The sequence below is a fragment of the Kribbella pratensis genome, assembly GCF_004366075.1.
In the GTDB taxonomy this organism is placed as follows: Bacteria; Actinomycetota; Actinomycetes; order Propionibacteriales; family Kribbellaceae; genus Kribbella; species Kribbella pratensis.
In genome coordinates, this window is the sequence record NZ_SODU01000003.1 from 97455 (window position 1) to 108996 (window position 11542).

General features: G+C 69.9%; 13 protein-coding genes. 5 read left to right on the top strand and 8 right to left on the bottom strand.

Annotation, left to right across the window (positions count from 1 at the left end; all coding sequences use genetic code 11):
• Positions 1-3 precede the first annotated feature (3 nt).
• The gene (locus EV137_RS24495) at positions 4-1032 is read right to left on the bottom strand and encodes a FecCD family ABC transporter permease (protein ID WP_134130972.1); all 1029 of its coding nucleotides are present in this window, start codon (positions 1030-1032) and stop codon (positions 4-6) included.
• Entirely contained in the window at positions 1029-2045 is a 1017-nt protein-coding gene (locus EV137_RS24500) for a FecCD family ABC transporter permease (protein ID WP_134130973.1), read from the bottom strand. Before EV137_RS24500 ends, EV137_RS24495 begins: the two co-directional genes overlap by 4 nt.
• 65 nt (positions 2046-2110) lie before the next feature.
• On the opposite strand from EV137_RS24500, the gene EV137_RS24505 reads away from it, so the two are divergent.
• Complete coding sequence (locus EV137_RS24505; protein WP_134130974.1) at positions 2111-3100, top strand: ABC transporter substrate-binding protein; 990 nt, start codon at positions 2111-2113, stop codon at positions 3098-3100.
• A gap of 21 nt (positions 3101-3121) precedes the next feature.
• Positions 3122-3766, top strand: a complete 645-nt coding sequence (locus EV137_RS24510; RefSeq protein WP_134130975.1) for a hypothetical protein — start codon at positions 3122-3124, stop codon at positions 3764-3766.
• On the opposite strand, the gene EV137_RS24515 is transcribed toward EV137_RS24510, so the two are convergent.
• From EV137_RS24515 to folP, 6 genes are read right to left on the bottom strand one after another with little or no spacing between them, the layout of a single operon-like run.
• Positions 3763-4701, bottom strand: a complete 939-nt coding sequence (locus tag EV137_RS24515) for an alpha/beta hydrolase (RefSeq protein ID WP_134130976.1) — start codon at positions 4699-4701, stop codon at positions 3763-3765. The two genes, EV137_RS24510 and EV137_RS24515, sit on opposite strands and share 4 nt — an antisense overlap.
• A gap of 32 nt (positions 4702-4733) precedes the next feature.
• Positions 4734-5333, bottom strand: a complete 600-nt coding sequence (locus EV137_RS24520) for a TetR/AcrR family transcriptional regulator (protein WP_134130977.1) — start codon at positions 5331-5333, stop codon at positions 4734-4736.
• 28 nt (positions 5334-5361) lie between these two features.
• Positions 5362-5880 (bottom strand): nuclear transport factor 2 family protein, encoded by a 519-nt coding sequence (locus tag EV137_RS24525; RefSeq protein ID WP_134007350.1) that lies wholly within the window; start codon positions 5878-5880, stop codon positions 5362-5364.
• 54 nt (positions 5881-5934) lie between these two features.
• Positions 5935-6621 carry a class III extradiol dioxygenase subunit B-like domain-containing protein gene (locus tag EV137_RS24530; RefSeq protein ID WP_134130978.1) on the bottom strand — a complete coding sequence of 229 codons (687 nt, stop codon included), beginning with the start codon at positions 6619-6621 and terminating at the stop codon, positions 5935-5937.
• A gap of 3 nt (positions 6622-6624) precedes the next feature.
• On the bottom strand, positions 6625-7350 hold the full coding sequence (locus EV137_RS24535) for a pyrimidine reductase family protein (RefSeq protein WP_134130979.1): 726 nt from the start codon (positions 7348-7350) through the stop codon (positions 6625-6627).
• On the bottom strand, positions 7350-8162 hold the full coding sequence (gene folP / locus EV137_RS24540) for a dihydropteroate synthase (RefSeq protein ID WP_134131914.1): 813 nt from the start codon (positions 8160-8162) through the stop codon (positions 7350-7352). Before folP ends, EV137_RS24535 begins: the two co-directional genes overlap by 1 nt.
• 264 nt (positions 8163-8426) lie before the next feature.
• On the opposite strand from folP, the gene EV137_RS24545 reads away from it, so the two are divergent.
• Genes EV137_RS24545 through EV137_RS24555 form a run of 3 tightly spaced genes read left to right on the top strand, consistent with a single transcriptional unit; the run spans position 8427 to position 11451 of the window.
• A complete protein-coding gene (locus tag EV137_RS24545; protein ID WP_134130980.1) occupies positions 8427-9743 on the top strand; it encodes an L-fuconate dehydratase in 1317 nt (438 codons plus the stop codon).
• On the top strand, positions 9740-10489 hold the full coding sequence (locus EV137_RS24550) for an SDR family NAD(P)-dependent oxidoreductase (protein WP_134130981.1): 750 nt from the start codon (positions 9740-9742) through the stop codon (positions 10487-10489). Before EV137_RS24545 ends, EV137_RS24550 begins: the two co-directional genes overlap by 4 nt.
• On the top strand, positions 10489-11451 hold the full coding sequence (locus tag EV137_RS24555) for an aldo/keto reductase (protein WP_134130982.1): 963 nt from the start codon (positions 10489-10491) through the stop codon (positions 11449-11451). The genes EV137_RS24550 and EV137_RS24555 overlap by 1 nt, the downstream gene beginning before the upstream one ends.
• Positions 11452-11542 lie beyond the last annotated feature (91 nt).

Consider the following 11542-nt stretch of genomic DNA (forward strand, 5'->3'; position numbering starts at 1 on the left):
GGTTCAGCGTCCCTTCTGCTGACGGCCGATGAGGTGAAGCAGGTACGGCGCTCCGCACGCAGCCGTGACCACGCCGACAGGTAACTCGTACGGACCGACCTGCGCCCACTGCAACCCGTTCCGCGCCAACAGGTCAGCCAGTACGACGAACAGCGCGCCGAGCATCGCGGTGGTCAGCATCGGCGGTCGTTCCATCCGGGTCAGGCGCAGCGCGACCTGTGGCGCCACCAACGCGACGAACGCGATCGGACCGGCCCCGGCAGTAGCCATCGCGGCCAGCACCGTCGCGATCACCAGCAGCACCAGCCGGATCCGCGCCACACGGACGCCGAGCGATGACGCCACATCGTCACCGAGAACCAGCGCGGACAGGTCCCGGTTGAACATCATTGCTACCGGCAACAGCAGTACAACCGCGATCAGCACGGGAACGGCGTCACTCCAGGCCCGCGAGTTCAACGAGCCCGCCAACCAAGCGGCCGCCCGGCCGGCGTCGTTGACGTCGCCGATCACCAGCAGCCAGGCGACCAACGAGTTCGCCGCGGCCGCGATGCCGACGCCGATGAGCACCACCTTGCCCGCGTCCACCACCCCGCGTTGGATCGACAACGCACCCACGATCAGCGTGGCGAGCAGCCCGCCAAGGACCGCGGCCAGCGGGATCCCGACCTTGGCCGCGACGCCCGAGATGTTGCCGCCACCGGTGCCCGCGAGCACGATCACCGCGACGGCGCCCGCGGACGCACCGGAGTTCACACCGACGATGTCCGGGCTGGCGAGCGGGTTGCGGGACAGCGTCTGCAGCAGCGCGCCGGACACCGCGAACGCGATGCCGACAAGGAGCCCGGTGGCAACTCGAGGCAGGCGCAGTTCGAGTACGACGAGCCGGGTGCCGCGACGGCCGCCGCCGAGCAGTACCTCGACGACGTCCGCGAGCGGGAGTTTCGTCGTACCGACGCTCAAGGAGACCAGCGCGACGACGATCGCAAGGGCCGCGAACAGGATGCTGAGGACGACCGTCCGGGACCTCACAGGGCCACCGCCCGGCGACGTACGACGAGCACGAACATCGGGGCGCCGACGATGCCGAGGACGACCCCCGCCTGCACTTCGCCCGCGCCGCCGACGAGACGGCCGACGAGATCCGCGAGTACCAACGCCGTCGCACCGATGACGCCCGCGGCCGGGATCAGCCAGGTGTTGCGAGCACCGAAGATCCGTCGTGCGACGTGGCCGGACAGCAGACCCAGGAACCCGATCGGGCCGCACGCCGCGACACCGGCCGCGGTGAGCAGACCGATCGCGCCTAGCCCGAGCAGCCGGGCTCGGCGGATCGACAGCCCGAGACCCGCGGCCACATCGTCGCCCAGAGCAAGCATGTCGAGATCACGGGCATTGACCGCAGCGAGCAGCAATCCGATCACCGCGAACGGCAGGACCTGGCCGGCGACGTCCATCCCGCGGCCGGCAACGGACCCGACTGCCCAGAACCGGTAGCTGTCCAAGGTGTCCGCGTCGAGGAGCACGATGGCGGATGTCAGGGCCCCGAGGAGCGCCGCGACGGCCGCGCCCGTGAGCGCCAGACCGACCGGAGTCGAGCCGGTGCCCCGCGACGCCAGCTGCTGTACGGCGAACGTCGCGATCAACGCGCCCAGCAAGGCGGCCCAGACCGTCGACGAGACGGACTCGACCAGGCCGACCTGGAGCCCGAGGACGACCGCGAACGCCGCGCCGGAACTCACACCGAAGATGCCCGGCTCGGCCAGCGCGTTGCGGGTGTGCCCCTGCATCAACGTGCCGGCGATCCCGAGACAGAGCCCGATCAGGATCGCGACGACCGTCCGCGGGAATCGCAGGCTTCGCACGATCACGTCTGGGTCCGAGCCGGTGTTCGCGGTCAGCGCGTGCCACAACGCGCCCGGTCCGAGCCAGCGTGAGCCGAGCGCGAGGCTGGCCGCGAACGTGAGCACCAGGACGACTACCAGGGCGAGGAGTGCGGCGGCCCGGCGTACCGGTCGACTCGCAGTGGGAGTGGCGGAGCACATATGGTTAGGTTTGCCTTACTTCGCTGTGGTCGTCAGTCACCTTATCCCGTTGCTTGGAGACACCTGTGCGCCTGCCCCGCATCACCGCTCTGCTCGCTGTCGCAGCCCTCGCCCTGTCGGGCTGCGGCTCCTCGGACCCTGACGATTCCGGCGATTCCGGCGATTCCGGCGGTGCCGCGAGCGCCGGGTATCCGCGGACGATCGAGCACGCGATGGGCAAGACCGAGATCAAGACCAAGCCGAAGCGGGTGGTCGCGCTCGACACCAGCTACGTGGACGCGACGCTGATCCTGGACACCCCGGTCGTCGGGTACACCGACTACCGCACCATCAACGGGAAGTTGCCGGACTACCTCGGCGACGACCGGACGACGTACGGCTCCGAGGCCCAGTCGGTCGGCACGCTCGCCGAGCCCAACCTGGAGAAGATCGCCGCGCTGAACCCGGACCTGATCATCAGCGCGAAGGTCCGGCACGAGAAGCTGTACGACCAGCTGTCCGCGATCGCGCCGACGATCATGTCGGAGACCACCGGGGCGACCTGGAAGGACAACATCCGGCTGGAGGCGAAGGCGGTCGGCGCGGAGGACCTGGCCGAGAAGGAGATCTCGGCGTACGAGCAGGCCGCGAAGACGGTCGGCGCCGCGATCAACGCCAAGGCCGGTGACCCGACCATCTCCGTCGTCCGGTTCGTCGACGGCCCGACCCGGCTGTACCAGAACGCGAGCTACTCCGGGATCGTGCTCAAGGACGCCGGCCTGAAGCGGCCGAAATCGCAGGACGTCGCCGGCTTCGCGCTCGAGATCAGCCCGGAACGGATCAAGGACGCGGACGCCGACGCGATCTTCGTGGCGACGTACGCCGACGACAAAGGCCTGAGCAAGAAGACCGAGGCCCAGTTCAAGGCCAACCCGCTCTGGAAGCCGCTGGCCACCAAGGTCCACGACGTCCCCGACCTCACCTGGATGACCGCCGTCGGCCTCCAGGGCGCCTGGTCCATCCTCACCGACCTCGCCAAAACCTTCGACGTACCAGGCCCCGTCAAGCCCGCCTGATCAGCTGGTTATGGTGCGGGTATGACGGCTCTGGTGCGGTGGCATGTTGGTCCGTGGACCGCTCGGGGGGCGCGGGTCGGTGAGGATGCGGTGCCGGGGCGGCGGCGGACGAATGACGAGTTGAACTTCGACGTCGTCGGGCTGGCGCGGATTCTCGGGAGGCGGTTGTCGGGGCGGGACGAGCTGCAGGTGCGGCTGTGGCAGAACGAGTTGCGGCCGACGCACACGCGCCAGTGCGGCGTACACACGCTGGCGGATCCGGACAACGCCCAGCTGCTGCGCGAGACCGCACAGGAGGCCCTTGCCTGGTTGGGCGAGCGCGCACCGACCGGCTACGAGTTCGTCCTCACCGACGCCGTCGAACTGCGTCCGCGCCTCGACTTGTCCGCCGCAGTGGTCGCCGTCGACGCCGTCGTACAACTCGCTGGTTTCCCCCTCCCTGCTGCTCGTCTGGCAACAGCTCACGTACGTCGGTCCACCACAGGTGACTGGTACGCCGGGGACGCGGTGTGCAACTGGTCCGGCCCGCACACCACGCCCGACGAGGCGGTAGCCGCCGTACGCCGTGCCCGTCACGAGTTGGTAGAGCAACTACGCGCCGCGGGACATGACGACCTCGCCGACACCGCGCCCCGATGGCCGGCTGTGCCGATCGAGTCCGACTAAGCGCTGGTTTCCGGAAGTTTTTCGGCAGCAGGTGACTGTTTCTTTCCGGAAAGCGGCGCTGTCAGGTGCCGGTTGAGGAAGGTGAGCTCTGCCTCGACCACCTGTTCGTGAGCGTCGAGGAAGGGCGCGTAGTGGTTGCCGGGGACCTGGAGTACGTCGGCGTTCGGGGAGCCGGCGGCAGCCTTGAGGGTCGGGGCTGCTAGGGCGGACTGGTCGTCCTCGCAGACGACGTACAGGATCGGGCATCGCACCTTCGCCGCGTGTTTCAACGGGCGGTAGAGGGCAGCGGGGACGATCGAACGGGCTGCGATCGCCTGCTGCCAGTCCGGGTATCGGTTGCCGGGGTTGAGGGTCGCGTTGCTCAGCTGGGCGTCCGGGGTGTTGAGCAGCGCCACCGTCCCGGGCGGGCCGGCGAGATCGACCAGGCGCGGCGGACGGCCGAAGAGACTGCCGGCCACGTCGAGCAGGCTTCGGCCCATCAGCCGGAGCACGCTGCCGGGCGTCTGGTAGCGGGAGGCGTTGCGGGTCACGGTCGGGCCGTCGACGTTGGCCGACTGGGCGATCGCCGCCGAGATGCCGAGATCCTCCGCGGCGAGCTGCACGACGTACCCGCCGGGTAGCGAGAACGCCCAGATCGCCACCCGTTCGACGCCCGGGAGCGTGTTGGCGTAGGCGATCGCGGCCCGCCAGTCGGCCAGCTGATCGGACACGCGGGCAACCTGCCGCGGTTCGCCCTCGCTCTCGCCGAGGTTGCGGTGGTCGAAGGCCAGCACACCGAATCCGGCCGCGGCGAACCGCTCCGCGAACCGGTCCGTCCCGGGCTCCTTCGTGACGCCGAAGCCGCCGGTCATCACCACGCACCCGCCGTTGGTCCCCGGGTAGTGCCAGGCCGCGCACGCGACGCCGCCACTCGTGAAGCTCACCTTCTCGCGCATGCTCAAAGTGAACCACGTGGTTCGCAAAACGTCTAGGCTCGTTCTTCGCGCTCCAGCGCGCGCACCAGCGCCGCGAACCCGGCCTCGATCCCGGCCGCGTCCCCGCTCGTCCGCCACTCGATCAGGAACCCGCGCAGCGTCGCCAGGATCAGCTCCGCGACCTCGGTCTTCCGCTGCTCGTCCCACTCATCCGGACACAACGACAGCAACGTCGGCAGGTACTGCCGCGACGCCGAGCGCGCCAGGTCGGCGTACCGCCCGGCGTCGTACATCGCCAGCCCGATCGCCTGATCCAGCACCCACGACTCCGCGCCGATCAGCGTGGGCCACATCGAGTGGACCCGCTCCGCCAACGACCGGTCGCCCTGCTCGGTCGCGGCCGCAAGAGCCCGGCTGATCCGGCGTTCGCGCAGTTGCAGGACAGCCTGCGTGAGCAGGTCCTCGGGTCCGTCGAAGTGGTACAGCAACACCTTGTGCGTCGTACCGGCCGCACGCGCCGCCCGCCGGAGCGAGAAGTCGACCAGCCCGTTGACCCCGAGTTCGTCCGCCACCTTGTCCAGCAACTCGCGCCGCCGCGCCTCACCCCGCGGCGACTTCGCCGACCGCCGATACCCCGTACGTTCCTCCGTCACCCGGCCAGTATCCCGGGCGGGCGTGTCGTCAGGACGGGGTCGGTGGCGGGAAGCCCCCGAGCGCAGTGGTCTGCTCATGGAGAAGTCTCCAGCGACCGTCACGCTCGACGTACACCACGGTGTGCCACGAGTCGTGCTGAACCCGTTCGGAGGCCGACACGGCATCGATGTGCGAGCGGTAGGTGAGGACGGCAGTGCCGCCGGCCAGCCGTACGTCGATGGCCGAGAGCGGCTCGAACGACGCGAAGTCCAGCGAACCGTCGGCGAGCGCTTCGAGGAACGCGCTCCGGGTGAGCCGATCTCCCGTGGGCGGCACGGCCCAGTAGTCCGCGGCGTAAACGCGCTCCAGGTAGGCCAGATCCGCGTCGACGACCGCACGCAGCCGCTGCAACTCGATCTCCTGCAGGCTCGTCACGGTCGCCCGATCACCCGAATCCGACCGCAGGCTGACCGTGTAGCCGCTCAGCCCGCCCACCACGAGTACGGCGGCCACCACGCCGACCCCGATCGCCAGGAGCCGGCCCCATCGCGGAACCCTCGACCACATCGCTCCCCCTCGTGACCACGGTCCCCGGAAACGGGCTGGGGCGCAAGGTCGAGATCAGGTAAACGAAGCGACGAAGTAGCCGACGCCGTACGGCGCTGCTTCGTAGGTCAGGTCGCCGGACAGCGACGTACCTTCGAGGGCTCCGGCAAGCACCTGCCACGGCGCGCGTCCGGCTGCTTGCAGCTCGGCGACGAGATCGGGATCCAGGGCCTTGAGTACGTCGAGATCTCTGTGGTGCAAGGCGTTTGCGACGGTTGCGTCGAAGATCTCCGCGCGCGGATGGAGGTGTACCGGGGAGTGCTCGCTGCGGCGGGCCGAGCCGTCGCCCATCACCAGCAGACCGACACGATCGTTGCCGTCAGCAATCTCACGGCCGAGCTGTACGCACATCTCAGGCACCGTATCGGCCGGGACCGCACGATAGGTGCGCGGCAGCTGCGCGGCCTTCGTCTGCTCGAGCAGCCATCCGCCGATCGCCAGCGACAACGGGAGGACAGGCGGGCCCGAACCGAACCGCACACTGGGCGCACCGTAGGCGCCGAACGAGCCGCCGGCCGAAGCGTCAAACGTGCGCGGGTCCGTGCCGGCCCCGATCAGCAGGATGTGGTCTGCGGTGGCGAGTGATTCGACAGCTGCCAGGCACGCCGCGCGCAGGTCGTCGAGCTCGGGTGCTGCGCCGGACGCGACCTCGGGCACGAGGAGCGGCGGATGCGGGCAGACCGTAGCAGCGACGACAGGCACGACTCAGGCCTCCCGGACGTAGCGGAAGAAGAAGTAGTCGTCCTCCGCGGACAGCGCCGTCTCGAGCTTCATCCGCCGGGTGAGAGTCGATGGGGCACCGGCGATGATCCGGCTGGATCCAGGTCCCGCCAACAGCGGTGCCAGCGCGAGGCAGAGCTCGTCGACCAGATCGGCCGCGGTCAACGCACCGAGGAGATGCGGTCCGCCCTCGGACAGGACCTGCGTCATACCGCGCCCGGCGAACTCGTCCACGACCGCCTTGAGGTCGACTTCGGCCTCCCCCAGTACGAGCACCTCGGCAACCTCCGCGAGCGCTTCCCGGCGGTCCTCCGGTGAGCTCGCATGCGTGACGACGATCGGCTGTACGGCGGACTTGAACACCGGATTCACCGGACTCAGCTCGAGCCGCGACGACACGATCGCGAGCGTCGGATTCTCGGCGATCCCGGTCGCCGTACGCCATTCGCGTGCCTTCGCGGACAGCTTGAGCGGGTTGTAGCCCTCGTCGCGAATCGTCCCCGCGCCGACCAGGACGACGTCCGCCAACCGCCGGAGCATGCTGAAAACCCGGCTGTCGGAGTCGCTCGACAGCGCCTTCGACTGGCCGTCGATCTCGACCGCGCCGTCCAGGCTGCTCACGAAGTTGGCGCGTAGGTGCGGCACCGCTCGGTCGGCGACCTCGTAGGCCGTGATCAGTTCCTCGTCACTCAGCTCGTCCACGCGGCGCATCAGGCCAGGCTCCTTCGGGTTCCAGCGGGCTGCGCGGTTCCACGCAGTACGGCGATGAAGTCAAGGGCTTGCCGCGCGGCCGGTACGTCGTGCACGCGGAAGACGCGGGCGCCCAACCAGGCCGAGACACTGAGCGCCGCGAGGGTGCCGTTGCCGCGCTGCCCGGGCGGCAGGTCGAGGGTCTCGCCGATGAAATCCTTGTTCGACACCGCGACCAGGACCGGCCAACCGGTGGCGGCGAGTTCGTCGAGGCGGCGGGTCAGCTCGAGCGACTGCAGCGTGTTCTTGCCGAAGTCGTGCGTCGGGTCGATCAGGATGCCGTCCGGACGGACGCCGGCGGCGAGCGCGCGGTCCGCGAGGGCGGTGGTCGTCCGGATCACGTCCGCGACCACGTCGTCGTACGCCATCCGGTGCGGATCGGTGCGCGGCGAGAGGCCGCCGACGTGACTGCAGACCAACCCGGTGCCGGACTCGGCGGCGGCGTTCACCAGGTCGGGATCGGCACCGGCCCAGGTGTCGTTGATCAGATCGGCGCCGGCCTGCGCGACCTGCCGGGCGACACCGCTGCGGTACGTGTCCACGCTGATGACCAGGTCCGGGTGCCGGGCGCGGATCGCGGCCACGAAGTCCACGGTCCGGCGGAGCTCCTCGGTCTCGCTGACCGGTTCGCCGTACCCGGCCTTCACGCCGCCGATGTCGACCAGGTCGGCACCCTCGGCGACGGCCTTGTCGATGGCCGCGAACGCCGCGTCGGTCGCGTACGTCGCCCCGCGGTCGAAGAACGAGTCCGGCGTCCGGTTGACGATCGCCATCACCGCGAACTCGCCGGGCCCGAACGACCGGCTGCCCAGGCGCAGCACTCCGTCACTCGTGGTCACGCGACCGACTGTACGGGGCGGACCTGCGGCACTCACCAACCCCCGCGCCGACGGCACTGCCGCCCCGTCCCGAGCGGGCGCGCCGCCAGGTTCCGCGAGTTGGTGAGTGCCGCAGGTCCGGGGCAATCTATCGCGGGAGCCCCATATCCTATAGGATTCGTCCCGACAGACCGCCCACCGCAGCAGATCGGGTCCTCGATGCCACGATTCACCGAGTTCGAGACGTACGACGTCCGCTTCCCCACGTCGCTGGACCTGGACGGCTCCGACGCGATGAACACCGACCCGGACTACTCCGCGGCGTACGTGATCCTGCGGACCGACGCCGGCGACGGGCTCGAGGGGCACGGGTTCGCGTTCACGATCGGTCGCGGCAACGACATCCAGACGACCGCGATCGAGGCGCTCCGCGACCACGTCCTCGGGCTCGACCTGGACGCCACGCTGAACGACCTCGGCGGGTTCTGGAAGTCGCTCGTGCACGACTCGCAGCTGCGCTGGCTGGGCCCCGAGAAGGGCGTCATGCACATGGCGATCGGCGCGGTCGTCAACGCGGTGTGGGACCTGGCCGCCAAGCGTGCCGGCGTACCGCTGTGGAAGCTGCTGTCCGACCTGACCCCCGAGCAGATCGTCGACCTGGTCGACTTCCGGTACCTGACCGACGCGCTGACGCGGGACGAGGCGCTCGACATCCTGCGCAAGGCCGAGGCCGGTCGCGCCGAGCGGGAGGCGGTCCTGCGGGAGCGCGGCTACCCGGCGTACACGACGACCCCCGGCTGGCTCGGGTACGACGACGCGAAGCTGGTCCGGCTCTGCCACGAGGCGATCGCCGAGGGGTTCACGCAGATCAAGCTCAAGGTCGGCGCGAACCTGGACGACGACATCCGCCGGATGCGGCTGGCCCGCGAGGCGGTCGGCCCGGACATCCGGATCGCGGTCGACGCGAACCAGCGCTGGGACGTCGCCGAGGCGATCACCTGGATCGAGGCCCTGAAGCCGTACGACGTCTGGTGGGTGGAGGAACCGACCAGCCCGGACGACATCCTCGGGCACGCCGCGATCGCGAAGGCGATCGCGCCGATCAAGGTCGCGACCGGTGAGCACGTGCAGAACCGGATCGTGTTCAAGCAGCTGCTCCAGGCCGAGGCGCTGTCGGTCCTGCAGCTCGACTCGGCGCGGGTCGCGGGCGTCAACGAGAACATCGCGATCCTGCTGCTGGCGGCGAAATTCGGCGTACCGGTGTGCCCGCACGCGGGTGGGGTAGGACTGTGTGAGCTGGTCCAGCACCTGTCGATGTTCGACTACGTCGCGGTGAGCGGTTCGCTGGACGACCGGGTGATCGAGTTCGTGGACCACCTGCACGAGCACTTCCTGGACGCGGTGGTGATCCGGGACGGGCACTACGTGGCACCGGTACGGCCCGGGTTCGGCGCCGAGATGGACGCGGAGACGCTGACCGACTTCCGGTTCCCGGGTGGCAAGATCTGGACAGACCTGGCAGAGGAGAAGAAGTGACGGATTTCGCCGGCCTGCGGGCCGTGGTGACCGGTGGTGCTTCGGGGATCGGCCTCGCGGCGGCGCAGCTGCTCGCGGCGCGCGGCGCCCAGGTGGTCGTGTTCGACCTGAAGCCTGAGGTCGACGCGCCGCTGACCGCGATCGCCGCGGACGTCAGCGACGACGGCTCGGTGCGGGACGCGGTCGCCGCGGCCGCGCTGCAGCTCGGTGGGATCGACGTCGTGGTGAACAACGCCGGCATCGGCGCGCAGGGCAACGTGACCGCGAACGACGACGCCGAATGGCACCGCGTGCTGGACGTGAACGTGGTCGGGATCGCGCGCGTGACCCGGGCCGCGCTGCCGCACCTGCGGAAGTCGGAGGCGGCCGCGATCGTCAACACCTGCTCGATCGCCGCGACCGCCGGCCTGCCGAACCGGGCGCTGTACTCGGCCAGCAAGGGCGCCGTCCTGGCGCTGACGATGGCGATGGCCGCGGACCACGTACGCGAAGGGATCCGGGTGAACTGCGTGAACCCGGGTACGGCGGACACGCCGTGGGTCGGACGTCTGCTCGACGTCGCGGCGGACCCGGCCGCGGAGCGTGCGGCCCTCGAGGCGCGCCAGCCGATGGGCCGCCTGGTGTCGGCCGACGAGGTCGCCCAGGCGATCGCATACCTGGCCAGCCCGCTGTCCGGATCCACCACGGGTACGGCGCTGGCCGTCGACGGCGGGATGCAGAACCTGCGGATTCCGGCGACCCGCTGATGAGGATCTTTCCGGAGGGTCAGCGCGTCGGGCTCGGCAGTGCGCCGCTGGGCAACCTGCTCGGTGAGGTGCACGAGGCCGACGCCGCCGCGGCCGTGAACGCCGCGTGGGACGACGGGTGGCGGTACTTCGACACCGCCCCGCACTACGGACTCGGGCTGGCCGAGGAACGACTCGGCAGGGCACTGCGGGACAAGCCGCGGGACTCCTACGTCCTGTCGAGCAAGGTCGGCCGGATCATCTACGAGGCCTCTGACGCCGCGACCGACGACGAGGGCTTCGAGGTCAGTACGACGCGCCGGCGGCGGTGGGACTTCTCGCGGGACGGCGTACTGCGGAGCATCGAGGACTCGCTGCGGCGGATCGGGACCGATCGGCTGGACGTCGTGTTCGTGCACGACCCGGACGATCACTTCGAGGAGGCGGTCGCGACCGCGTTCCCGACGCTGATCGAGCTGCGCGAGCAGGGCGTGATCGGCGCGATCGGGTCCGGGATGAACCAGTCGGCGATGCTGACCCGGTTCGTGCGGGAGGTCGACATCGACGTGATCATGCTGGCCGGCCGGTACACGTTGATCGATCCGGACGGTCTGGACGACGTACTGCCGGCCTGCCTGGAGAACGACGTGCAGGTCGTTGCCGTGGGCATCTTCAACTCCGGGCTGATGTCGCAGCCGCGGCCCGCGGCCGGGACCACGTTCAACTACGAGCCGGCTGCGCAGACGCTGATCGACAAGGCCAACAAGCTCGCGGACGTGTGCGAGTCGCACGGCACCACGCTTCCGGCGGCGGCCATCGCGTTTCCGTTGGCACACCCGGCGGTCGCTGGGATCGCCGTTGGCTGCCGCACGGCGGAAGAGGTCCACACCAACGCGACGCTCGCTCGCACCGAGATCCCGACAGCCCTCTGGTCGGACCTCAAGTCGGCCGGCCTCCTGCGCGAGGACGCGCCTACTCCGTAGGCGCAGAGCAAGCGAGGGGACGGCGGGCGGTCCGCGTCCTCCTCTCCCCGCACGGCGAGCGGTCCGTGTCCTCTCCTCCCCGCTTGGGGCG